Consider the following 24,549-nt stretch of genomic DNA (forward strand, 5'->3'; position numbering starts at 1 on the left):
CTCCCTCCGGGAGAGGGCTAGGGTGAGGGGCTTTTGATCTGTTTCAGAATCTGAGTCCGGCTCGGTATTTCACCTCGGCGTATCTCTCGCAATCACCACGGTCAGTCCCCTCTCCCTCCGGGAGAGGGCTAGGGTGAGGGGCTTTTGATCTGTTTCAGAACCTGAGTTCGACTCGATATTTCACGTCGGCGCACCTCTTCCAAACCCCACGGTCAGTCCCCTCTCCCTCCGGGAGAGGGCTAGGGTGAGGGGCTTTTGATCTGTTTCAGAACCTGAGTTCGACTCGATATTTCACGTCGGCGCACCTCTTCCAAACCCCACGGTCAGTCCCCTCTCCCTCCGGGAGAGGGTTAGGGTGAGGGGCTTTTAGTTGTGTGCCGGGGATTGCGGGATTTCGTGGTTATCCAGCACCCGGTTCACCGCCAGTTCGGCAAGCATGATGATCTGCTGAATCGCCAGAATCGTGCGCCGTTGCGGCAGGTCGATGTAGGCGGCGATGTCGCTGGTCATCAGGCTGGCCTGGGCCAGTGATTCGCAGGCGTGGACCAGCAGGCTTTCGCTGTCCTGCTCCGGGGCGACCTGGAACATGGTGCTGGGTTTGTGGAAGCGCAGGGTGAGAGCGTTGGGTTTGAGGTAGTGGTCGAGGGCACGGTCGGCGGCTTCGTGGAATTTCTTTGAGCCGGGGAATTCGTAGGGGGTGGTGTCGTCGGTTTCAGGTGGATTAGGCGTTGGTTTGAACATAGGAAACATACTCGTGGCAAGTTGGGTGAAGCCGCCACTGTTCGTTTTCCAGACGATAGGGTGGCAGCTGTGCGCGGACTGGAAAAACCGGCCAACTTCCCAAAACCGGCAGGCCCTAGGGCCTCCCGCGCACAGCCGCCATAACATTGCGAGCTAAAAAGCGCCGCAGTATGCCATGAGCTTTGGTAGTTGAAATCGGGTTTTCCAGACCCGGTCGCTGATGCGTCAGTGACACCCAAATCCTAGCCACCGCACTTCCGACGGACAACCGTCAAAACCTGTCGGAAAGATCCGTGAAATACCCGTTTCTGTAGGCTCTGCCGTAGGCTGCGATTAAACATCAAGATCAAAAGATCGCAGCCTGCGGCAGCTCCTACACGTTTCGTAGTGTGTTGAAATCAGTTAGCGACGCGCACGCCGGCGAGGCTGCCGCTCAGTTCATAGGCGGCCAATTCGGCCTGGTGTGCTGCGAGAATTTCCGGCAACGACCCACGCAGATACTCGACCCACGTCTTGATCTTCGCATCCAGATATTGCCGCGACGGGTAGATCGCATACAGGTTCAGCTCTTGCGAGCGGTAGTTCGGCATGACCCGCACCAGCGTGCCGTTGCGCAAGCCTTCGATCGCCGCATACACCGGCAACACGCCCACGCCCATGCCACTGGTGATCGCGGTTTTCATCGCGTCGGCGGAGTTCACCAGAAACGGCGAACTGTTGATGGTGACCATTTCCTGACCTTCCGGGCCGTCGAACGCCCACTTCTCCAACGGAATCACCGGGCTGACCAGGCGCAGGCAGGCGTGGTTGAGCAGGTCGCTGGGCTTTTGCGCGGCGCCGTTGGCTTTCACGTAGGCCGGGGAGGCGCAGACGATGCTGTAGGTGATGCCCAGCCGTTGCGAGACAAAACCCGAGTCCGGCAGTTCGCTGGCGAGCACGATGGACACGTCGTAGCCCTCGTCGAGCAGGTCCGGCACGCGGTTGGCCAGGGTCAGGTCGAAGGTCACGTCGGGGTGGGTCTTGCGGTAGCGGGCGATGGCGTCGATGACGAAGTGCTGGCCGATGCCGGTCATGGTGTGCACTTTCAATTGCCCGGCCGGGCGCGCGTGGGCGTCGCTGGCTTCGGCTTCGGCTTCTTCGACGTAGGCCAGAATCTGTTCGCAGCGCAGCAGGTAGCGTTTGCCCGCTTCGGTGAGGGCGATGCGCCGCGTGGTGCGGTTGAGCAAGCGGGTTTGCAGGTGGGCTTCCAGGTTGGAGACCGCGCGCGAGACGTTGGCGGTGGTGGTGTCGAGTTGCACGGCGGCGGCAGTGAAGCTGCCGGCTTCGGCGACACAACTGAAGGCGCGCATGTTTTGCAAAGTGTCCATGGGGTGCTCTCAAGGGAGATGGCAAATTGTGACACGAAGTTTCCGGGGCGAGACCCCCGACTTAGGGATTATCTCGTTAACCGTAACAAAGATTCACAGAAATCCCAGCTTATCGCCGTACAGGGCCTTCCATAGAATTGCGCCGATCCCTGTAGGAGCTGCCGCAGGCTGCGATCTTTTGATTTTGTTTTAAGGGAATCAAGATCAAAGGATCGCAGCCTGCGGCAGTTCCTGCACGGGTCCTCGATCTACCCCTCTCTCAGGAATTCGCAGCTGTGCCGCGTCGCATCAACAGAGCGCTTTTGCCGCTCAGTGTTCTGGCTTTTACCCTGGGTCTTGGCGGCTGCATCTCAACGGACGGAATTGCTCCACAGGGCAAGGCGCTGGAGGCCAATTCACTGGCCACCGACGACGCCATCGCCCACGCCGCCCGTGACGCTAACTGGCCCACCGCGCAATGGTGGCAAGCCTACGGCGACCCGCAACTCAATCGCTGGATCGACCTCGCCGTGCAGGGCAGCCCGAGCATGGCCATGGCCGCCGCACGAGTCCGCCAAGCCAAAGCCATGGCCGGCGTCGCCGAGGCGGCTGAGTCGTTGCAGATCAATGGCGAGTCGACACTCAAGCGCCACAACTGGCCGACCGATCAGTTCTACGGCCCCGGCGAGCTGGCCAACACCACCACCTGGGACAACAACGCCGCACTGGGTTTCAGCTACGCCCTCGACCTCTGGGGCCGTGAAAGCAATGCCAGCGAGCGGGCGGTGGATCTGGCGCACATGAGCGCGGCCGAGGCGCGATTGGCGCAGCTTGAATTGCAGAACAACATCGTTCGCGCCTACATCGAACTGTCGCTGCATTACGCGCAGCGCGACATCGTTGCGGCGACGCTTAAGCAGCAACAGCAGATTCTCGATCTGGCGCAGAAGCGTCTGAATGGTGGCATCGGCACACATTTCGAAGTCAGTCAGGCCGAAACGCCGCTGCCGGAAACCCATCGTCAGCTCGATGCGCTGGATGAGGAGATTGCCCTCAGTCGCAATCAACTTGCCGCGCTGGCGGGTAAAGGGCCGGGGGAGGGGGCGCAGTTGCAGCGTCCGACCCTGTCTCTCGGTGCAGCGTTGAAACTGCCGTCGGCCTTGCCTGCAGAACTGCTCGGTCAGCGTCCGGACGTGGTCGCCAGTCGCTGGCAAGTGGCGGCGCAGGCGCGTGGCATCGATGTGGCGCATGCCGGGTTTTACCCCAACGTCGATCTGGTCGGCAGCCTCGGCTACATGGCCACCGGCGGTGGCGCGCTGGAGTTTTTGACCGGCAAGAAACTCAACTACAACGTCGGCCCGGCGATCTCGCTCCCGATCTTCGACGGTGGCCGACTGCGCGCCGAATTGGGTGAGGCCTCCGCCGGTTACGACATCGCCGTGGCGCATTACAACCAGACGCTGGTGAATGCGCTGAAGAATATCTCCGATCAACTGATTCGCCGCGAGTCCATGGACAAGCAGCAAGGCTTCGCCGCCGAGTCGGTGGCCACGGCGCAGAAGACCTACGACATTGCAATGATCGCTTATCAACGCGGCCTCACCGATTACCTCAACGTGCTCAATGCGCAGACGTTGCTGTTCAAGCAGCAGCAAGTGCAGCAGCAGGTGCAGGCGGCGCGGTTGAGTGCGCATGCCGAGTTGGTCACTGCGCTGGGCGGTGGCCTCGGTGCCGGCAATGACGTGCCGACTGCCGAGAAAACCCAAGCGCCGAAAACCCCGGCACTCCTGCGTTGAACACACGACCCAATGTGGGAGCGAGCCCGCTCGCGATAGCGGTGTTTCAGTCGACAGAAATGTTGAATGTGAAATGGCTATCGCGAGCAGGCTCACTCCTACAGGGACCGCGTCTTGCCTGAATCCATGAGCACAATTCAATGACTCTCTTGCCCGCACCTTTGCGCTGGCTCTACTCCCTGGAATGGCGCCGTGGTTTTTTCGACTGGGCGCGCAGCGATGGCGTGACCTGGGTCTACATCTTCAAGGTGTTGATCGCTGCATTCCTCACGTTGTGGCTGGCCATGCGTCTGGAATTGCCGCAACCGCGCACGGCGATGATCACCGTGTTTATCGTCATGCAGCCGCAGAGCGGCCAGGTGTTCGCCAAGAGTTTCTATCGCTTCCTCGGCACGTTGGCCGGCTCGGCGATGATGGTCACGCTGATCGCATTGTTCGCGCAGAACACCGAACTGTTCCTCGGCTCGCTGGCGATCTGGGTCGGCATCTGCTCGGCCGGTGCCGCACGTTGTCGTAACTTCCGCGCCTACGGTTTTGTCCTCGCCGGTTACACCGCAGCGATGGTCGGATTACCGGCGCTGGCGCACCCGGACGGCGCATTCATGGCGGCGGTGTGGCGGGTGCTGGAAATCTCCCTGGGGATTCTCTGCTCGACTCTGGTCAGCGCCGCGGTCCTGCCGCAAACCGCCAGCGCCGCCATGCGCAATGCCTTGTATCAGCGTTTCGGTGTGTTCGCGCTGTTCGTCACCGATGGCCTGCGCGGACGCAGCAAAGCCGAGTCTTTCGAGGCGAGCAACGTGCGTTTTATCGCCGAAGCCGTGGGGCTGGAAGGGCTGCGCAGCGTGACCGTGTTCGAAGACCCGCACATGCGTCGGCGCAACGGTCGCCTGAGCCGCTTGAACAGCGAGTTCATGGGCATCACCACCCGGTTCAACGCCCTGCATCAGTTGCTTGAACGCTTGCGTGGCAATGGCGAAGAACATGTGGTCGCGGCGATCAGACCGGGTCTGCAGGATCTCGCCGAAGTGCTCGACGGCTTCAGTGGTCGCGCCCTGACCAGCCCCGATGCTGCGCGTTTGGCGACAGCGCTGGCGAGCTACAAGGAAGGCCTGCCGGCACGCGTGCGCAGCCTGCGCGCTATCTTCCAGGAGAGCGAGCCGAGCGAAGCCGAGCAACTGGATTTCCACACCGCTTACGAACTGCTCTATCGCTTCGTCGATGATTTGCACAGTTATGCACAGACCCACGCATCCTTGGCCGATCACCGCCACGAACGTGAGCGCTGGGACGAGCCGTTCACCCCGCAAACCAATTGGTGGGCCGCCGCCGCGTCGGGCATTCGCGCCTCGTTCATTCTGGTTGTGCTGGGCAGTTACTGGGTCGCCACCGCATGGCCAAGTGGCGCGACGATGACGTTGATTGCGGCCGCCACCGTGGGCCTCTCCGCCGCCACGCCAAACCCGAAACGCATGGCCTTTCAGATGGCGTGCGGGACCTTCCTCGGTGCGCTGATCGGCTTCGTCGAGATGTTTTTCATCTTCCCGTGGATAGACGGTTTCCCGCTGCTGTGCGTGATGCTCGCACCGGTGATCGTGCTCGGCTCGTTCCTCACGTCGCGGCCGCAATACGCCGGTGTAGGCCTCGGTTTGCTGATCTTCTTCAGCACCGGTTCGGTGCCGGACAACCTGACCATTTACAACCCTTACACCTTCATCAACGACTACATCGCCATGGTCATGGGCATGCTGGTCTGCGCCGCGGCGGGGGCGATTATTCTGCCGCCGAACAGTCGCTGGTTGTGGAAGCGTCTGGAGCAGGATCTGCGCGGCCAAGTGGTCTACGCGATCAGCGGCAAACTGAAAGGCCTGGCGTCGAGTTTCGAGAGCCGTACCCGCGATCTGCTGCACCAGGCTTACGGTCTGGCGGCTGGGGAGCCGAAGGTGCAAAAGAACCTGCTGCGCTGGATGTTCGTGGTACTGGAAGTCGGCCACGCGATCATCGAGCTGCGCAAGGAGCAGGCGATCCTGCCGGTGCACCCGGCCTATGCCGAATCGCAACCATGGCGACAAGCGATCCGTGTGATGGGTCGTGCGTTGGTGCGACTGTTTCTGCAACCGAACTCCAGCAATCTCGAACGCGCACTGGTCGCGGTCGACCATGCGATCAGCCGTGTCGCGGCCACTGATGAGCCGTTCGCGCCGCACTTCGATACCTCGGCATTGCGTCGGGTGAAGAGCTATCTGCACTTCATCCGCACTTCGCTGCTCGACCCGCAATCACCGCTCGCTGCCTACGCCATCGCCAAGCCCGAAGGACTTGCCCATGCCTCGTGAAATCGCCTTCCACGGCGTGTACATGCCGACCATGACTTTGATGTTTTTCATTGCTGCGGCGCTGGCCTGGGCGGTGGATCGTTTTTTGTCCGGATTCGATCTGTACCGCTTTTTCTGGCACCCGGCGCTGCTGCGTCTGAGTCTGTTTACCTGTCTGTTCGGCGCCATGGCGCTGACTGTCTACCGTTGAGAACGATCTGATGAAAAAGTTTTTCAGCCTGCTCGCGACCCTGCTGGTGCTGGCCCTGGCGTTGTGGATCGGCCGCACGTTGTGGGAGCACTACATGAACACGCCGTGGACCCGCGACGGTCGCGTGCGTGCCGATATCATCAACGTCGCCGCCGACGTCACTGGCGAAGTGATCGATGTGCCGGTGCGCGACAACCAACTGGTGAAGAAGGGCGATTTGCTCATGCAGATCGACTCCGAGCATTACCGTATCGCGGTCAAACAAGCGCAGTCGCTGGTGGCTTCGCGCAAGTCGACGTGGGAGATGCGCAAGGTCAATGCTCATCGCCGCGCCGACCTCGACAACCTGGTGATCTCCAAGGAAAACCGCGACGACGCCAGCAACATCGCCGACGCCGCCCTGGCCGATTACCAACATGCCCAGGCGCAACTGGAAGCCGCTGAACTCAACCTGAAACGCACCGAAGTGCGCGCTGCGGTCGACGGTTATGTGACCAACCTCAACGTGCACCGCGGTGACTACGCGCGCATCGGCGAGGCGAAAATGGCCGTGGTCGACATGAATTCGTTCTGGGTTTACGGCTTTTTCGAAGAAACCAAACTGCCCCACGTCAAAGTGGGCGACAAGGCCGACATGCAGTTAATGAGCGGCGAAATCTTGAAGGGCCACGTGGAAAGCATTTCTCGTGGCATCTATGACCGCGACAACCCGGAAAGCCGCGAGTTGATTGCCGATGTGAACCCGACGTTCAACTGGGTGCGTTTGGCGCAGCGGGTGCCGGTAAGGATTCACATTGATGAAGTGCCGGATGGGGTTCTGTTGGCGGCGGGGATTACTTGCACGGTGGTGGTGAAGCAGAGCGCTGTGGATAACTGATGGACCGAGTTGTCTGCATCGCGAGCAGGCTCACTCCTACAGGGGATCTGTGTCACACCGCAGATCCCCTGTAGGAGTGAGCCTGCTCGCGATAAGGGCGGCTCGGTATTTCAGGAAACTGCCGAACATTCACTCACTGCAAAACGTCTCTTGCAAATGCAGCCAGAACACCCGCCCGGACTCGAGTTTTTCAAACACCACCGTCGAGCGCCGATCCGTGTGCGCACCGCTCGCATCGCTCTGCTGTTCGCGGTAACTCACGGTCGCGCCGCGCTGATGCAAAGCAATCACGCGTAACTCACTGAGCTGGATTCTGAAACCTTTCTTCTGCCCGCCTGCGGATCGGAACAGCAGGCGCAAGGCATCGACATCCAGCGCTCGGCCCAACGGCGTCACCATGGAAAAACGCGGTGAAAAACGCGCCAGCAATCGCTGCAGCGCGGCGTCATCTTCTTCTACGGCAAACCATCGTTCGATGGCTTCGTGCGCCTGGATCACTTCGTCCAGGTAGGGGGTGGCGTCATTCATGCAGTTTTTTCCTCAAGGGCAGGTGGGTTCAATAGTGCGAGCACGTGGGTCGAGTCGAAACGCAGGACGGCGACCGTTGGCAACACGGTCAGCAGCGCGGCGGCGATAAAGCAGGCACTGAAACCGTCACCACCCAACGCGCCCAGCAGTGAGCTGAGCAGCGCCGCCGCGAGGCAGAAACCGAGTTGGCGATTGATGTTCCACAGGGCGCTGGAGTGGCCCATTTTTTCTGGCGTAATGCCGACGAAGGCCAAGCTCTGCGCGGTCACGCTGCACAGGCTGCCGCCCAGCCCCATCAGGGCGTAGGCGATGATCAGCGGTGTGCTCGCCGGTTGTTCGATGCGCATCAGCAGAACAATACCCAGGCATTGCAGGAGCATGCCGACGCTGAGCAATGGCTTGGGGCCGATGCGGTTGAAACTGCGTTTGCCAAGCATGATCGCCACGCCCGAACCGACGGCCCACGGCAGCATCAGTGCGCCGGTCTGCGCCGCGCCGACACCGAGGGTGTGCAGGTACAACACGGCAATCATGTGGGTGCCGGTGAACACCCCGGGCACACACAAGTAGATCAACATCGCCAGACGCAGCGACGGGTGCTTGATCAGTTGCAGATCGAGGATCGCGCCGGGTTTGCGCCAGCCATCGCGCAGGTAAAGGCCCAGGATCAGGATGCTGAGTATCAGAACTATGATGCCGAGTGCTCGGGTGCTGGCGTCGCTTACCAGACTGACGGCGATCAATAACAAACTCAGTGCCGACGCCGCCAGCAGCAGGCCACGAGCATCCAGCGTCGGACGCTCATTGAACGGTTGATCGGCTTTCAACCAGAGCAGGCCAAGCCCGAATGCGAGCAGTGTCAGCGGCAGATTCAGGTAGAAAATCCAGCGCCACGACAATGCCTGAACGATCAACCCGCCGGCCGCCGGCGACAGTGCCGGCACCAGCAGCGCCACCAGCAACACCACACCGGTGAAGTGCGCGCGTTGCGTCGCCGGAAATTGTCGATAGGCCAGGGCTTGGCCCACCGGCAGCAGCAGTCCGCCACCGAGGCCTTGCAGGAGTCGCCAGGCAATCAGGCTTTCAATCGATCCGGCTTGTGCCACCAGCGCCGAACCCAGGCCGAACAACAGCAGCGACGCGAGGATCAGCCGCCGTTCGCCGACCCGTGTTGCCAGCCATACGCTCAGTGGAATGATCAGCGTCAGACCAAGCATGTAGGCGTTGCTGATCCACGCCAGTTGCGTCACCGAGGCGTGCAGTTGTTGAGCGATGTCGGGGTAAGCGATGCTGGCGACGAACATGTTCAGCAGGTCGAGCGCGAAGCCCAACAAATACACCAGCGCGACTTTCGAGCGATAAGCCATGGCAGCTTCCCTGTAGTGAGACGTGCAGGGTAGGGCGCTTCTGCTCATAGAAAAACGCTGGTTTGGCTGCTAATTTGTCAAAATTATTTTGACAAGGAGTGCCGTGGATATGGTCAGCCTGGATCGTTTTGACACCTTCAAAGCCGTGGTCGAGGCCGGTTCGCTGACCGCTGCTGCCGATACGCTAGGGCAAACGCGGGCGGTGGTCAGCTTCAACCTCAAGCGCCTGGAGGAAGAACTGGGTGTGACCTTGCTCACGCGCAACACCCGGCAACTGGCGCTGACCGATGCCGGAGAGCGCTTTTATCGACGCTGTTTGCGCACGCTGGATGAAGCGCGGCTGGCGATCGAAGAGGCGCGTTCCGAGCACGCACAGCTCAAGGGCACACTGCGTATCACCACGACGGTCGAGTTTGCCTTGGCTCAGGTGGTGCCGGCGCTTGAGGTGTTTCGCCAGCAGCAACCACAGCTGAACATTCATCTGTCCACATCCTCGACCCATGCCGATCTGATTTCCGAGCGCTTTGACATGGCGATTCGGCTGGGACGCATGCACGACTCCAATCTGCGTGCGGTGCAGTTGTCGACGTTCGAAATATTTGCCGTGGCGGCGCCAGAGTTGGTCGAGCGCTTCGCGCCGGTGGTCACGCTGGCCACGCTGGAGTCGATGCCGACGTTAGGGCATGGACGGGTGCCGGAACTGACCGTGACCGATCCGGCCGGTACAGAGCATTTCTACCAGCCGAAACCGGGAACCACCGCCATCGTCGCGGACAACTCGGCGACGCTGCGGGCGTTTGCATTGACCGGGCAAGGCGTGGCGATTCTGCCGCAATGGCTGATTCAGGACGATCTTGATGCCGGGCGGCTACAGCGTTTGCTGGTGGATTACCGGTTTGCGCCGCAAGGGGTGTATGCGCTGTACCCGGACACCCGGCATTTGCCGCTGAAAGTGCGGGCGTTCATTGATTTCATGAAGGGCTGGGGCTGAGTGTTTGAGGTGTATTTTCTGGCCTCTTCGCGAGCAGGCTCGCTCCCACAGGGGATCTTCGGCATGACAGAGAGCCAATGTGGGAGCGAGCCTGCTCGCGAAAGCGTCAACCCGGTCTCAGAGCTTTGCGCGCAACCCGAAGCGCTTCATCAACGTCGATTCGAGCAAGCCCTTGGGCAACAACGCCGCCAGCAACGGCAATGCCCGGCTGCCGTTACCAATGCGGATCAACCGCGGCGGTTTGCTCTGCTGTACAGCCTTCAACAACACAGCCGCAAACTCATTGGCCGGCGTCGGTTTGTCCTGTGAAGCCTTGGCCCGTGCCCGGATGCCTTCACGCAGTGGAAACCACGGTGACTGCTCGTTGATCAACTGCTCGGCTTCATGCCCTGCATTCTTGGCGAAACTCGATTGAATCGCCCCCGGTTGAACCTCCATGACGCGTACACCAAACGGCGCGAGTTCCATGCGCAGGGCATCACTCAATGCGTGCACGGCTGCTTTCGAGGCGCAGTAAGCACCGGCAAACGGCGTGACCAGCACACCGGACACACTGCCGATATTCACCACCAGACCCTTGGCCCGGCGCAGCACCGGAAACAACGCGCGAGTGACGCCGACAATCGAAAACACATTGGTCTCGAACTGGCGCTGCATGGCCGCCACGCCGCCATCGAGCAGCGGCCCCATGGCGCCGTAACCGGCGTTGTTGATCAGCACGTCGAGGCCGCCGTGTTGCTGGTTGATCCGCTCGCCGAGTTGCTCCAGCGCCGCGTTGTCGTTGACGTCGAGTTGCACGGCGGTGAACCCGGCAGACGCCAGCAACGCGACATCTTCAGCCTTGCGCGCACTGGCCCAGACTTCGAAACCGGCGGCTTTGAACGCATCGGCGAGGGCACGGCCGATGCCGCTGGAACAACCGGTAATCAACGCAACGGGCATGGCGCATTCCTTGTGCAAATAGAGTGGTGAAGGGGATCAGTCGGAGAAACTGCCTTGCAATCGCTCGGCGCGAAACTCCAGGGTTTGCGGGCGATAACCGGGGCGCAGCGGCGGCATCGGCAGACAGTCTTCCCATTCGCCGCCGGCTTGCAGTTCGCCGGGGCCGCGATAGCGTGGCGCGGTGTATTGGTTGTCGGCCAGATTGACCGTGTCACCCGGCGCATAGGCTGCAATGCGCCAGCGCAGCTCGGTGAGGGGCACGTCGTTGGCGTTTTTCATTTTCAGTTGCAACGGACGATCGGCCGGGCATTGCTCCGGGGCGTACGCGATACGCATCTCAAGGCGCGCCAGTTGCTTGATCTCGCGGTTGTCCAGCCACACCACCCACATGGCCACAAAGCCCAGGCCAATCGCCGCCGCCACCGAGACCGGCAAGGCCTTGGCCGGGTAGCGCAACAGCAGGATCAACCAGGTAATGACCAGCAGAATGCCGATGAACATGCGCACAACCTCGAGGAGAGAGAGGGTCATCCTACCTAAGCGTAGGTGAGGTTGGCGATGGGCATCGGGACTTGCGGTGTCTGACCGGGCCTCTTCGCGAGCAGGCTCGCTCCCACAGGAAATGCATTTCAAATGTGGGAGCGAGCCTGCTCGCGAAGGGGCCAGTTCAGACGACACAGAGTTCGAACAAAAAAAGCCCCCGCCCAACCCGCTGCGGATAGGGGACGCAGTGGGCTGGACGGGGGCTTCTTGTTCTACTGAACGTTATTGCGCGATGGTCTTCACCGACACGCCACGTTCGATCGGGGTGGAGCGGCCGTAGATATCTTCGAAGCGTTCGATGTCGTCTTCGCCCAGGTACGAGCCCGACTGAACTTCGATGATTTCCAGCGGGATCTTGCCCGGGTTGCGCAGGCGGTGCACCGAAGCGATCGGGATGTAGGTCGACTGGTTTTCGCAGAGCAGGAACACGTTTTCATCGCAGGTCACTTCGGCGGTGCCGCTGACCACGATCCAGTGTTCGGCGCGGTGGTGATGCATCTGCAGCGACAGGCACGCGCCCGGTTTCACCGAGATGTGCTTGACCTGGAAACGCCCGCCCATGTCGACCGAGTCGTACGAGCCCCACGGACGATAGACTTCGCAGTGGTTCTGGGTTTCGCTGCGGCCCTGCTCGTTGAGCGTGTTGACCATTTGTTTGACGCCTTGAACCTTGTCTTTGTGGGCGATCATCATGGCGTCTTTGGTCTCGACCACGACGATATTTTCCAGACCGATCACCGACACCAGTTTGCCGTTGCCGTGGATCATGCAGTTCTTGCTGTCCTGAATCACCACGTCGCCTTTGGTGACGTTGCCGTTGGCGTCTTTCTCGTTGACTTCCCACAGCGACGACCAGCAACCGACATCGCTCCAGCCAGCGGTCAACGGCACGACGCAGGCGCGCTGGGTTTTTTCCATGACGGAGTAGTCGATGGAGTTGTCCGGGCAGCAGGCGAAAGTGGCTTCGTCGAAGGTGATGGTGTCGGCGTCTTGCTGGCTGCGTTCGAGGGTCAGCAGGCAGGTGTCGTAGATGTCCGGATCGTGCTTTTTCAGTTCTTCGAGGAAGCGGCTGGCGCGGAACAGGAACATGCCGCTGTTCCAGTAGTAACCGCCGGATTCGACGTACTCGGTGGCACGTTTGACGTCGGGTTTTTCGACGAAGTGCGAAACGCGGCTGACGCCTTCGGGCAGCAGCGAATCGCCGGTGGATTTGATGTAGCCGTAACCGGTTTCCGGTTTGGTCGCCGGCACGCCGAACAGGACCATTTCGCCATTTTCGGCGGCGACGGTGGCCAGGGCCAGTGCGCGTTGCAGGGCTTTCTGGTCTTCCAGCACGTGGTCGGCCGGCAGCACCAGCATCAACTCGTCACGACCTTCATTGACCAGCATCATCGCCGTCAGCGCCACGGCCGGCGCGGTGTTGCGGCCGAACGGTTCCATCAGGATGCGCTGGCATTCCAGATTGCGGTTGCTCAACTGCTCGTTGACGATGAAGCGGTGATCCTTGTTGCAGACCACGATCGGGGTGTCCATGCCTTCGAACACCAGGCGCTCGAGGGTCTGCTGGAACAGTGTGTGTTCGCCGGTCAGGGCGAGGAATTGCTTAGGGAACTGCTTACGCGAAAGCGGCCAGAGACGCGAACCGCTACCACCTGACAAGATCACCGGAATCATATTGTTTACTCCATAAAATCGATTGGTTAGAGGCACGAACGCTGTGTCGTTTCACTCTTGTTTTTGTCTCGTATCCGAACTGACAACCCGGTCAAGGGTGGGAGCGAGCCTGCTCGCGAAAGCGGCGTATCAGTCGACATTGATGTTGGATGTCAGACCGTATTCGCGAGCAGGCTCGCTCCCACATGGGGCAATGCGTCAGTTCGGAAAATTTGTTAGCGGGTCGATACCGGGCGTTTTACCCAGACTGGCGACAGGCTGCTGCCGCTGCCGGTGACGTACAGCACCGCAGCTTCACCGCGCTCAAGGGCGACCGGTTTCACGTCGCCGACTTTCTTGTCACCTTCGTACAGCGCCAGGCTGACTTTCACCGGGTTGATTTCACGTTCGCCACGGCCCTTGGCGGCGACGTTCGGCACCACGTCGGTCTTGCCGTCGGCGGTCTTCAGGGTCAGCGGCTTGTCGCTGAGGTTCTGCACGCGCACCAGGGATTTCTGCTTGTTCTTGAACGGCGGCTCTTCGATCAGCTGCGGCGCGCCGGAAGCGTTGTTGACCAGGGTGTAGTAGTGGTCACCGGCGAGTTTCACCGGCAGGGTCTGGCTGCCGACCTTGGCACTGTAATCGCCGCCCGGCATGAAGCTGAAGTCGCTGCTGGCCAGTGGCGCAACGTCGCTCAGATTGGTGCTGCCGACAGTCGCGCTGACTTCTGCGTTGCTGGCGTTGTAGACACGCACGAAGGTCGAGCCTTTCGGTGCGGTCGGGCCGTAGAGCGCGGCGTCGCCACCGGCAAAGGCAGGCACGGAAAGCACGCTGAGGCCAGCAACCAGAGCGAAGCTTTTAGCGAGACGACGAGGAGTAGTAGTGAAAGTCATGGTGTACCTCTCTTTCAGTTTTGCGCCCGATCGGGCGTCTCGGATTTAGTGTTTACAGCTACGTTTTGTTGGCGCGCGCCGGCTTGTTTAAGCTCTGCGACCCACTGCGGGTCGGTGTCGCCGATTTCGTTGTTCACAGGCAGATATCGTTCAGGGAACTCCCAGATCAGCACCTGTGGCGGGCTGTTCTTGAAGTCATCGCTTTTCAGGTAGCTGAGCATCGGCAGGATCGGGCCGTGGCCGTCTTCGGCGTAGCTCACCACGTCGCTGTGCAGCGCTTGTTTCAGTGCACCGACGAAGTTCCAGTTGGGGTTGGCGCTGTAGCTGGTGCCGACCAGTGCTACCGGCACTTCATTGCTGGCGAACAGCGCGTCGTCACCGGCAGGCTGCTCGCCCGCTGCGACGGTATTGCGTTTTTGCAGTGGCTCTTGCGCCGGCATCAGGTTTTCGAACAGCGGATCGAGCGGCAGGAACAGACGCAGATCGCCCTTGTGCGTGACCTTCTCGGTTGGCGTGGTAACGAAGCGCTGCGGCTCGCCGCTGAGCGGGAACTTGTCGGCGATGGTTTTCGCCAGGGTGTTCGCGGCAATCTCGGCGCCTTCCGGCGTCCAGTGCGTGTCGGTGCGCAGGAACACTTGCTGACCGTTCTGCTTGGCCTGTTGGAAAGGCTTGAGCAGGTCAGGGGCGAGGATCTTGTCGGCCGCCACGCGCTGGTGGAAATCCTGATAGAGATTTTCGTGAATGCTCGCCGGTTTCACTTCACCCAGATGTTCCGGGTACAGACGAACCTTGGCCGGCACGATCGCCATCACCAGTTTCACGCCTTTCGCTTTCAGGGTCTGGCGTACGCCTTCGACCAGCGCGTAGTTGCCTTGCAGGTTCAGCTCTTCGTTGACGATCGGGTTGAATTCCTCATCGCTGTACAACCACTGATCGCGACCGAGCACCACGCCCGGACGACCTTCGTTGAACAGTTTGAAATCCAGCGCGGCCCAGAGGTTGGTGCCCAGACGCTTGATCGGGAATTCATCGTCGTAGTGCGTTTCCACAGCCTTGGTCCAGCGGCCGTTGAGCACCGTCGCGTCGGCGTTGGTGCTGAAGCCGAAGAAGCTGCGAACCGACCACACACCGAGGACCAGCAGGGTCACCAGGAACAGGGCGATGTAGAAGATGCGTAATGAGCGGGTCATGTCAGATCCCTCAGAACTGGAAGTAAAGGAACGGCGAGAAGCTTTGCGCCGAAAGTTTGAGAATCGAGGCGATGAACAGCAGCAGGATCAAGCCGCGCATCACGTAGCGCGACCAGTCCGCGCTCCAGTAGGCCGGTTGCACCTGGGCTTCGACGCCGACGGTGTAGCCAGGTTCGTGGATGCTCGCCGGGTTTTCGCCAGGCGCGGCCTTGATCATTCCCGGGGTCGCGGTGGCAGGGCCGTTGGCCTCGACGTTGACTTCAGGTTTGGTTTTGGCCGGCGGCTGGTTGGTGTACAGATCGCGCAGACCGAAGAAGGCCAGCGTTACGTACGCCACAACCAAAGTTGCCACTTGCAGACCGGTAAGGCTGGCCTGATTGAGTTCCGACAGCGACCATTCACCGAAGCTGAACATCGCGCCGTACATGCGCCCGGCAACGTGCAGGTTCTCGGCACGGAAGATCACCCAGCCCATGACCACGAGCAGGAAGGTCAGTGCCCAGCGGATCGGGTTGAGGCTGCGCGGCGAAGTGTTCAGGCCCAGCGCTTTTTCAATCGCCAGCCACATGCCATGCCAGGCGCCCCAGACGATGTAAGTGATGTTCGCGCCGTGCCACAGACCACCGAGGAGCATGGTCAGGAACAGGTTGCGATAGGTCATCAGCGTGCCTTTACGGTTACCGCCGAGGGTGATGTACAGATAGTCACGCAGCCAGGTCGACAGGCTGATGTGCCAGCGACGCCAGAACTCGGTGATCGACTGGCTGATGTACGGCTGTTTGAAGTTCTCCATGAAACGGAAACCCATCATCAAGCCCAGACCGATGGCCATGTCGCTGTAACCGGAGAAGTCGAAATACAACTGCGCGGTGTACGCCAGCGCGCCGAGCCAGGCATCACCGGTAGTCGGGTTTTGCAGGGCGAAGCAATGGTCAGCGACCACCGCGAGGGTGTCGGCGATGAAGACCTTCTTGATGAAACCCTGCATGAACCGCGTGCAGCCCTCGGAGAACTTGTCGAGGGTGTGCGTGCGGTTGTTGAACTGGTCGGCGAGGTCGCGGAAACGCAGAACCGGGCCGGCAATCAAGTGCGGGAAGATCGCCACGAATGCCGCAAAGTCGATCAGGTTGCGGGTGGCCGGGGTGTCGCCGCGATACACGTCGATGATGTAGCTGATCGACTCGAAGATGTAGAACGAGATCCCGATCGGCAGTAGCACGTGGGTGAGGATGAACGGCTCAAGACCGACCGACGTCATCATCGCGTTGATGCTGTCGACGCCGAAGTTGGCGTACTTGAAGTAGCCGAGGATGCACAGGTCGACTGCTACGCCGAGCAACAGCCAGCGCTGCGCCGGTTTGGTCCGCACACCGGCGGCACCGACTTTGAGGCCGATCCAGTAGTTCCACAATGTGACGGCGGCGAACAGCGCGAGGAAGTCCACACGCCACCAGGCATAGAACACGTAGCTGGCGATCAGCAGCAGCAGGTTGCGATAGCGTTGCCCGCTCAAGTAGTACAAGCCGAGAAAGATCGGCAAGAACAGAAACAGGAACACGTTGGATGAAAATACCATCCCGATCTCTCCATGTTTGAACCAACAGTCAAGGGCCAAAGCCCCCCCAAACCCCCCGTGGTAGTGGAGGGGTGAAACGGTGTTTCTGTCAGGGTTGTGCAGGGCCTTGAAATCTTTCCCTCACCCCCCGCCCTCTCCCGGAGGGAGAGGGAGCCTGATCTCCATGGTTTTCAAAAATGGAGATCGACTCGGTATTTCCTTGCAGCCTGATCTCGTTTTTTTCAAAGCCTGAGATCGACTCGGTATTTCTGTGCAGCCTGATCTCGGTTGTTTTTCAACACCTGAGATCGACTCGGTATTTCATTTCGGCGTAACTCGCACAGCCACCTCGGTCAGTCCCCTCTCCCTCCGGGAGAGGGTTAGGGTGAGGGGCTTTTGCTTTATGAGCCTTTGTTGCCCTTTTCATGCGACGGGTCGTAGACCTTGGTCAGGTCGCCACCCAGGCGGAAAGTCTTGAACGGCTGCATGCCGTGCTTCTTCTCGATCACATCAGGCGCACAGGTGTAGAGCGTGCAGAACGGTTCGAGCCAGGCGAATTTCATGTCCTCTTTCAAGTCGGTCATGTCCTGCTCTTTGCCGTTCTTCTTCTCGAATTCATCCGGGTCTTTCACCCCCGACAACACCCGATCACCCAGACGTTTCAGCGCGCCATTGTTTTCCTGGCGCAAATCAACGCCGTTGACCTGAGCAAAACTGGCGATCATCGCCAGCGGCGGCAGGGCGTAGTTGTGATAGGCAAGAGCGCGTTGCTGACGCTTGAGTTCGTTCGGCAGGAAGCCGTCGGCATCGACTTGATTGACGCCAACCTTGTATTCCTTCACCGCCCAGTCAAACAGGTCACGGCGGTTGGTCGCGACCGAGGTCGCCATCACCGACCATGCAGCCCAGTAGGAGTGGTTGTTGGTTTTTTCCAGCGGCAGGTTGTCCCAGTCGCTGACCACCTGATCGGCCATTTTGCTGAACCACGCCTCGATCAACTGCGCTTCCTGCTGATGCTGGGCCAGCGGGTGCGAGTCGGAGAACTTCAGGCGAATGTACGAAGAGGCCATGCTGCCCAGCGCCCATTTGCGCATCGACTTACCGGTGTGGTTGAAGTCTTTCGACATCAACGCATCGGCCTTGGCCCACGCGGTCAGCCAGTTCAGCGTGCAATCGAGCTGTTCCGGACGACCGTCGCGCATGAACTGCATCACCCGTTTGGCGGTGCCGCGTTCCAGCGTGGTGATGTCTTTGGTGGTGTCGCGAAAGGCTTTTTCCGACTGCACGTTCAGCGTTGCGCGGGCCTTGTCCGAACCTTCGTATTTGCTGCGAAATTGCAGCGGCCCGGTGTACGGCGTCGGCATCGCATCGCAGCCTTCGCTTTTGTCACCGGTCTTGAATTTATCCACAGGCGCAAAATAGCCCTGAGGTGGACGCAATGGCGCGGCGGCCTGAGTCGCCCCGGCGAACATCGCCAGCCCGAGCAGCGTTGGCGCTAAAAGAGTTTTCAGTTTCGAGTTTCGCATAGCAGACCTCATTGCCCGACCTGAGCGGTTTGTTGCCCAGCGCCCGGGAATACGTTGCGTTTGCAGATTTTCGCTTCGACTTTCTGTGGCGCGGTACCCGCTTCCGGGCCCTGGACTTCGACCGCCAGCAGGTTTTGCGAGGCCCAGTCTTCGTCCGTGCGCAACTCAAAGGCGAAACGACCGTCGGTGTCGGAAGTTTCCGGTTTCTCGATCTTGATGTCCTCGTGGCGACCGTTCATGTACCAGAGGGTGGCTTGCAGGGTTTTCACCGAAGGATCGGCGAAGCGGATGTCGACCTGATGGCTGCTGTTCTGCAGGTTCAGGTTCTTGCTGTTGACCAGCAGTTCTTGTTTGCTGCCCGGCTTGAGCGTGGTGCTCGCGGACATTTGCGCGTCTTTGCCTTCGCAGCCGTTGTCGAGAAGAGACATCATCTGGCGATAGATGGTTTCCTGGTCGAGGCGGTACAGCGGCGAGAATTCCCAGATGAGAATCTTCGGCGGCGTCTTCTGGAATTCGTCGCTGCCCAGGTACTGCAACATCGAACCTTCCAGACCACCGCCGGGGAAGGCGACGTTAAGAATGTCGGCGCCAATGGCTTCTTCGAGGAAGCCGGCGAAGTTGTAGTTCTTGCCGCTGTGCGACGTACCGACGAGGGTGATTTGCGGGTTGCCGGAATCACCGAACAGGTCGCCGTCACCCGCTTCGCCCTTAGGCTCGGTGGTGAATTGATCCATGTACTGGATCGCGTAACTGGTGCCACAGAGTTGCCCGGCCATGTTGTGCAGGGTGCCGGTCTTGCCCATGCGCCCGGAGCGCTTGGTCTCGAATTCACGCTTGGGAATGTCGGCGAAGGCCGGGATCTGCTTGACCTTCTCGGCGACGATTTTCGCTGTGCGCTGCGCACCGTATGGCGTCCAGTGCTGATCGCCACGGAAGTAGAAATCGTGGGCGGGCAGGGTGTCTGGCAGCGACTCGTTGGTCAGCGGCGACAGGTCCGGCACCACGTAACCCATCTTGGCGAAACGGCCGAGCATGGTCTTGTAGTTGCCCAGCGCTTTCTCGTAATCGAACGCGGCTTTTTCCTGCGGGTTGAGCTTGTTGCGGTTCACCAGACCACGGGTTGGCTGATAGACGATCACCAGCTCAACGCCTTTGGCCTTGAACGCATCGTGCAGTTGTTGCAGGCGTTTGTAGCCGGCCGGGGTGGTGTTGAACTCGGTGCGCAAATCTTCCTGAGTCCGGAACAACCAGTCGCCCTGGGCCTGCACCAACGTGGTGAAGTTCTGCTGATAACGCGTGGTGTAGTTCTTCGCGTCATGGGCGGCCGGGCACAGGTTGCAGCACGGTTCGGCGCTGAATTTTGGCGGCGTGGCAGCGGCGCCTTCATCGGCGCGCGCGCCGTTGCTGGCCGCGAGAATGCCCACGGTCAGGGCCGACAGGCTGAGTAATCTGATCAAGTGTGGGTGCATAAAATTATCCTCAGTCCCGCATTTCGGTCTGGCGTTCGACAGGGTCGATCAGCACGGCTTTCTGCTGGCGCACCAGCAGGTCGAGAATTTCATCCTGGCGCTCGCCGAGGATGCCGTTGAAGCTGATGCCGCTGGATTTGGTCGGCGCCAGCATCGACACGCGATACAGCTCGACACTCAACGGTGAATCGATCGACAGCGGGCCGCTGCCGTTGGCCGCCAGCTCACCGCCAACGACGATCAGCGACACCTGCGCATCGAACGGGTCGAGCTTGATGTCACGGTCGGTGTCGGTGAGGTCTTTGATGTGGCCGTAGACGCCGGTCAAACCGTTGGCCATGGCAACGTTTTCGTAGAGGCGGATGTTCACGCTGTTACGAATGCGGATGCCGTGGCGCTTGTTGCTGATGACCTTGTTGCCCCACAGCAGATTGTCGGCAGACTCGTAGAGGGTGATGCCGTCGGTGTGGTTCTTGTAGATCTCGTTGTAGGCAATGATGTTGTTGACGCTGTTACGGTCGATCACCAGGCCCGAGAGGTGGTTGTCGAAGCTCTTGTTGTTGAAGATGAAGCTGTCGTTGACCTCACGGGAAATAATGATCCCGTGCTTCTTCTTCGTGCCGTGCACGGTGTTCTCGGCAATGATCAGGCCGTGGGAACGGTCGTGCGGGTCGATGCCGTAGACGATATTGTCTTTGTAGGTGTTGCCCTTGACCACGAAGTCGCGGGTCTCGTAGCAGTAGAAGCCGTACCACATGTCGGAGAACTCGGAGCCGACGATCCAGCCAGTCGGTTCAGGACGCTTGAGGACCTTGGCCATGTTCGGCGTGTACTGGGAAATACTCACGCCGTACGACTTACTGTTGGCGTAGCCGAAACTGGCCATCTTGCTGTTGACGATGTAGGTCTCGGTGCCACCCCAGGCGAGCAGGAACGGACGGAATTCCTTCGGCGAACGGAAGGTCGCCGGGCCGTTTTCCTTCTCGCGCCAGCCGGTGACTTTGGTGTCACGCACGAACAGCTGGCCGTCGTTGACCATGAACGCACCGGCCTCTTGCGACAGGCGCAGTTCCTGGGTCTGGCCGTCGATTTCGAGGATGCCTTTACGGCCCACCACGATCGGCAGCTTCGACAGGTACACGCCCGGCGAGGTTTCGCTGAAATACTGCTTGGGCAGTTTCTGCGCCAGATCCTTGAGGTTCATGTAGCCGTCATCGACGAAGATCGCTTGCGGGATACCGTGCTGACGCACCACCCATTCGGCCATCTTGTTGTCGCCGCCGATAAAGTCCTTCAGCGCATCTTCCTGCATCATCCGGCGCACGCTGATCTTGCCCGCTTTGCTGCGGTTGATCTTCGCCGCAGCGGCTTCGGCGGTGTAGCCGGAAATGTCCGGCAGTTTCGGCGCGGCCAGATTCAGCGCTTCGGTCGGCGCGCTGCTGACGGTGTAGGTCTTGGCTTGTTGCAGCTCTTTAGCCATGGTGGCCGGCTTGGCCGGTTGTGGCACCGTCGGCTCCACGTTGGCGAAGGCGCCAGCGCTGGCCAGCAGCATCGCGCCGGCCAGCAGGCTGAGTGAGCCTATCCTGGTGCTGATCATGTCGGGCACTCCCTTGGCGGTTTGCATCAGAAGCGCCAGATCACGTCGATGAACGCGCGGTGCATGTACGAATCAACCTGCTTGCCGTAGGCATCGCCCGGTTTGAACACACCGCCACGGAAGCGCACCAGGGCCGAAGGCTCGTCGATCGACTGGCTCAACGCCGCCGGCAACAGGCCTTGCTTGAAGTACTTGGTGACGACCAGGTCCATCTCCTGACCCAGATCCTTGTTGCCGTCTTCAAGCGGCAGCGAGGTGCTGGAGAGGATCGCGCCGGTGGCGTCGTCGGTGTTGTTTTCCACGGCGTTGATGCCGTTGCTGCCGACCGGCTTGTTGCCATCGACACGCCAGAACTTGTGGTAGATCAGGCTAGCGTCGTACTCGTCGTTGACCATCCACGAACCGAACAGGGTCGCGGTCTGCATGTTGTTCATTTCGCCACGGAACGCTTCGCCGAAACGGTGCACACGCGAGCGCGTACCGGTGTAGTTGGAGCGGTTGCTCTCCAGACCGGTCTGCTCGTAATCGGCGCTGGCACGGGCATAGGCACCGCCGACTTGCCATTGCGGATCGAGGCGCAGGCGCACACCGATGTCGGTGGCCCAGCCGTTGACGTCATCGCTGCGCTTGGCTTGCGCCGGACGCGAACCATCGGCATTCAAGGCGTTGACCGTGTCGCGGTCGCCGCTCATGCCGGTGATGCTGCCCCAGTAGTTGACGGTGTTGGTGTTGCGCCAGTTGTAGGCGTCGCTGTCGGCGGTCAGGCCGATCCAGCTGATGTCGCCGTTCTCGGTCTTGTCCAGCGAGTCGCGTGGAACACCCGGCTCGGCGTAATCGAGTTTGCCGTCGTCGTGGGTGTGGTGACCGCGAATGCCGACCCAGTTGCCCGGCGTCCACTGATAGGCCGCATCGGCGTAGGCGTGCAGGCGATCCTTGTCTTTCGGCGCCAGCTCTTTCAGGTCGGTGCGGTATTCGCTGAAGCGTTCGGCAACACCGGCGTTGGCGCGCAACAGGGTGGTGTCGAAGGTCCAGTTCAGCGCTTCGATATTGGTGTCGCGCCATTGGCCGTCGTCATTACGCAGACGCTGGCGACCGAACTTGAGCATCTCGCCCGGGTACGGGGTGAGGCCGCTGTAGCCGACCCAGAACTCGCGCATCGCCAGGTAGTTTTTCTTGGTTTTGCGATCACTGTTGTCGGTGGCTTGTTCACCGTCGGATTGTTGCAGGGTGTCGGTTTCGATGATGTCGGTCGAGGTCACGGCCTGGCCCATGGCGTAGGCGCTCCACGCGCCGCTTTCGCCGTAGATCCACGGACGCAGGTCGAGGCCGACACCGTTGACGTCGCCGCCGCTGGCGGTGCCGAGGTCACGGTCGTCTTCGGACTGGCCGGTGACTTTCACTTCGAGGCCGAAGTTCTTGGTTTCAGTCATCGCGGCCAGTGTCGGGCAAGACCAGATCAGCGCGAACGAAAGGCCAATGCCGGCCTTCACGAATGGATTCAACTTCATAATTTTTCCTCGCCGTCTTCTTCTTGCAGGGCGTGCAGTTGCAGCGTGTTCGGGTTCAGAGCGCCACGGCTGGCTTGCTCTTGTTGCAGCAGACGTTGCGCTTCGGCCAGACGCTCGGGCGGCAGTTGCGCGGCGAGGGTGGTCGCCAGCTCATCGGCTTGCGGAGTGTTTTGTGCCTTGGCCAATTGGCTGAACACGTAGGCGTTGAGCGGGTCGGGTTTGGTGCCCTTGCCTTGGGAGAACAGCTGGGCGATGGCGAAATCGGCGCTGTTCTGGCCGTTGCGCGCGGCGGTCAGCAAGTGGTCGAGAGCCTTCTGCGGATAGACCTTGCCTAGGTAGCCACGGCGATAGATCTGGCCGAGGTAGTAGTCGGCGGCGACTTCACGGCCAACGGCTTTCTGGAAATGTTCTTCGGCGACTTTGGCGTCGGCCGGGACCATTTTGCCTTCGTAGTAGAGCTTGCCCAGCAACAGCTCGGCGCGCGGCTGGTCGGCGGCGCGGCCGTTGTCGAGGTACTTCATCATCTGATCGACGTCGCCCAGTTCCGGGTAGTCGTAAAGCAGTTGTGCGAGGGTCACCCACGACGCCGGGTAGCCCGGAGCGATCGGCTCCAGCAGCGACTGCGCGGTTTTCTCGTCGGTCTTGCCGAGGGTCGAGTCGGCCAGTACGCGGGCGACGGAATCGACGCGCTGTGCAGTGACGGTGCCACGGCTGTAACCGGCCTGCATCTGCTTGATCAGCTCGGCTTGCTGTTCTGGCTGGGCACGTTTCTGATAAACCGTGGCCAGTTCGACGTAGCAGATGTCGGTGGTGTTGAGCGCGGCTTTGCAGATTTTTTCCACGTCATCCAGGTGCTGGTCGTAGGTGCCCTGAGTGCGATACAGCAGCACCTGCGCCAGACCCGCTTCCGGGTAACCGGATTTGCGCCACTGATCGATCTGCTGCTGCGCGTTGATGTTGGGGAAGCTGTGCGGGTATTGCAGATAGAGCATCGCCAGCGGGATCAACGTGTTGCCTTCGCCATTGGCGGCGGCTTTTTTCAACAGGGTTTCGGCTTCGTGGTGCTCGGCTTCGGTGGAACCCGGTTTGGCCACCAGCAGGCGGCCCAAACGGGCTTGGGCACGCGGCGAAACACTGGCGGCGGCACGGTAAGTCGCCTCGGCCTGTTTCATTTGCGCAGGGTCGCGGCTGTCGACCTGGATATCGGCGAGGCCGACTTGCGCTTCGCTGTAACCCAGATCGGCCAGTTGCTGATAGTTCTGCGCAGCGGTGGCGGTGTCGCCACGCTTGAGCGCTTCGTTGGCCAGACGTTGATCGGGCAGGCCGGCGCAACCGGCCAGACTGACCGCCAATGCCAAGGCACACACCGTCCCCATGTAGGAGTGAGCCTGCTCGCGATTCAGGCAACTCGGTACATCAGACAAACCGCGGCGCTCCCATCGCGAGCAGGCTCGCTCCCACAGGGTTGGCGGTGTGTTGAAGATATGAGTAGTCACAGGCATGT

20 protein-coding genes are annotated in these 24,549 nt (G+C 60.5%); 5 read left to right on the top strand and 15 right to left on the bottom strand.

Features of this window, described 5'->3' with window-relative positions; translation table 11 throughout:
• Window positions 1-366: 366 nt before the first annotated feature.
• Together VY732_RS04775 and VY732_RS04780 are read right to left on the bottom strand one after the other, a co-directional pair.
• Window positions 367-741 carry a DUF6124 family protein gene (locus VY732_RS04775; RefSeq protein WP_007914120.1) on the bottom strand — a complete coding sequence of 125 codons (375 nt, stop codon included), beginning with the start codon at window positions 739-741 and terminating at the stop codon, window positions 367-369.
• Between the two features lie 398 nt (window positions 742-1,139).
• On the bottom strand, window positions 1,140-2,108 hold the full coding sequence (locus tag VY732_RS04780; protein ID WP_102900633.1) for a LysR family transcriptional regulator: 969 nt from the start codon (window positions 2,106-2,108) through the stop codon (window positions 1,140-1,142).
• A gap of 275 nt (window positions 2,109-2,383) precedes the next feature.
• Here VY732_RS04780 and VY732_RS04785 point away from each other — a divergent pair, with 275 nt between their 5' ends.
• The 4 genes from VY732_RS04785 to VY732_RS04800 all read left to right on the top strand — a co-directional run bounded on the left by VY732_RS04785 (window position 2,384) and on the right by VY732_RS04800 (window position 7,283).
• The gene (locus VY732_RS04785; protein ID WP_331694782.1) at window positions 2,384-3,883 is read left to right on the top strand and encodes an efflux transporter outer membrane subunit; all 1,500 of its coding nucleotides are present in this window, start codon (window positions 2,384-2,386) and stop codon (window positions 3,881-3,883) included.
• 140 nt (window positions 3,884-4,023) lie between these two features.
• A complete protein-coding gene (locus VY732_RS04790) occupies window positions 4,024-6,216 on the top strand; it encodes an FUSC family protein (RefSeq protein ID WP_331694784.1) in 2,193 nt (730 codons plus the stop codon).
• The gene (locus VY732_RS04795) at window positions 6,206-6,406 is read left to right on the top strand and encodes a DUF1656 domain-containing protein (protein WP_007914106.1); all 201 of its coding nucleotides are present in this window, start codon (window positions 6,206-6,208) and stop codon (window positions 6,404-6,406) included. The genes VY732_RS04790 and VY732_RS04795 overlap by 11 nt, the downstream gene beginning before the upstream one ends.
• A 10-nt stretch (window positions 6,407-6,416) precedes the next feature.
• Window positions 6,417-7,283, top strand: coding sequence for an HlyD family secretion protein (locus VY732_RS04800; RefSeq protein ID WP_331694787.1), 867 nt, complete (start codon window positions 6,417-6,419; stop codon window positions 7,281-7,283).
• A 129-nt stretch (window positions 7,284-7,412) separates the two neighbouring features.
• On the opposite strand, the gene VY732_RS04805 is transcribed toward VY732_RS04800, so the two are convergent.
• Together VY732_RS04805 and VY732_RS04810 are read right to left on the bottom strand one after the other, a co-directional pair.
• A complete protein-coding gene (locus VY732_RS04805; protein WP_331694789.1) occupies window positions 7,413-7,811 on the bottom strand; it encodes a DUF4440 domain-containing protein in 399 nt (132 codons plus the stop codon).
• A complete protein-coding gene (locus tag VY732_RS04810; RefSeq protein ID WP_331694791.1) occupies window positions 7,808-9,178 on the bottom strand; it encodes an MFS transporter in 1,371 nt (456 codons plus the stop codon). The genes VY732_RS04805 and VY732_RS04810 overlap by 4 nt, the downstream gene beginning before the upstream one ends.
• A gap of 109 nt (window positions 9,179-9,287) precedes the next feature.
• Between VY732_RS04810 and VY732_RS04815 the strand changes: the two genes are divergently transcribed.
• Entirely contained in the window at window positions 9,288-10,169 is an 882-nt protein-coding gene (locus VY732_RS04815; RefSeq protein WP_331695841.1) for a LysR family transcriptional regulator, read from the top strand.
• Between the two features lie 117 nt (window positions 10,170-10,286).
• Here the strand turns inward: VY732_RS04815 and VY732_RS04820 are convergent, their stop codons facing one another.
• The 11 genes from VY732_RS04820 to algK all read right to left on the bottom strand — a co-directional run bounded on the left by VY732_RS04820 (window position 10,287) and on the right by algK (window position 24,547).
• Complete coding sequence (locus VY732_RS04820) at window positions 10,287-11,111, bottom strand: SDR family oxidoreductase (RefSeq protein ID WP_331694793.1); 825 nt, start codon at window positions 11,109-11,111, stop codon at window positions 10,287-10,289.
• 36 nt (window positions 11,112-11,147) lie between these two features.
• Window positions 11,148-11,612 carry a multidrug transporter gene (locus VY732_RS04825; RefSeq protein WP_077571208.1) on the bottom strand — a complete coding sequence of 155 codons (465 nt, stop codon included), beginning with the start codon at window positions 11,610-11,612 and terminating at the stop codon, window positions 11,148-11,150.
• Window positions 11,613-11,876: 264 nt separating this feature from the next.
• The gene (locus tag VY732_RS04830) at window positions 11,877-13,328 is read right to left on the bottom strand and encodes a mannose-1-phosphate guanylyltransferase/mannose-6-phosphate isomerase (RefSeq protein ID WP_077571209.1); all 1,452 of its coding nucleotides are present in this window, start codon (window positions 13,326-13,328) and stop codon (window positions 11,877-11,879) included.
• A 215-nt stretch (window positions 13,329-13,543) separates the two neighbouring features.
• Window positions 13,544-14,200, bottom strand: a complete 657-nt coding sequence (locus tag VY732_RS04835; RefSeq protein WP_007914291.1) for an alginate O-acetyltransferase AlgF — start codon at window positions 14,198-14,200, stop codon at window positions 13,544-13,546.
• 14 nt (window positions 14,201-14,214) lie between these two features.
• A complete protein-coding gene (locus tag VY732_RS04840) occupies window positions 14,215-15,390 on the bottom strand; it encodes an alginate O-acetyltransferase (RefSeq protein ID WP_331694794.1) in 1,176 nt (391 codons plus the stop codon).
• Window positions 15,391-15,400: 10 nt separating this feature from the next.
• Complete coding sequence (locus tag VY732_RS04845) at window positions 15,401-16,966, bottom strand: MBOAT family O-acyltransferase (RefSeq protein WP_105705580.1); 1,566 nt, start codon at window positions 16,964-16,966, stop codon at window positions 15,401-15,403.
• Window positions 16,967-17,346: 380 nt separating this feature from the next.
• Window positions 17,347-18,471 carry a mannuronate-specific alginate lyase gene (locus VY732_RS04850; RefSeq protein ID WP_116029537.1) on the bottom strand — a complete coding sequence of 375 codons (1,125 nt, stop codon included), beginning with the start codon at window positions 18,469-18,471 and terminating at the stop codon, window positions 17,347-17,349.
• 8 nt (window positions 18,472-18,479) lie between these two features.
• Window positions 18,480-19,940, bottom strand: coding sequence for an alginate O-acetyltransferase (locus VY732_RS04855; protein ID WP_007914298.1), 1,461 nt, complete (start codon window positions 19,938-19,940; stop codon window positions 18,480-18,482).
• Window positions 19,941-19,950: 10 nt separating this feature from the next.
• Entirely contained in the window at window positions 19,951-21,537 is a 1,587-nt protein-coding gene (gene algG, locus VY732_RS04860) for a mannuronan 5-epimerase AlgG (RefSeq protein WP_331694797.1), read from the bottom strand.
• Between the two features lie 26 nt (window positions 21,538-21,563).
• A complete protein-coding gene (locus VY732_RS04865) occupies window positions 21,564-23,045 on the bottom strand; it encodes an alginate export family protein (protein ID WP_095119394.1) in 1,482 nt (493 codons plus the stop codon).
• Window positions 23,042-24,547, bottom strand: a complete 1,506-nt coding sequence (gene algK / locus VY732_RS04870; protein WP_331694798.1) for an alginate biosynthesis TPR repeat lipoprotein AlgK — start codon at window positions 24,545-24,547, stop codon at window positions 23,042-23,044. Before algK ends, VY732_RS04865 begins: the two co-directional genes overlap by 4 nt.
• Window positions 24,548-24,549: the final 2 nt, after the last annotated feature.

Origin of the sequence: Pseudomonas sp. ZY71, from assembly GCF_036542145.1 — a bacterium.
Lineage (GTDB): Bacteria > Pseudomonadota > Gammaproteobacteria > Pseudomonadales > Pseudomonadaceae > Aquipseudomonas > Aquipseudomonas koreensis_A.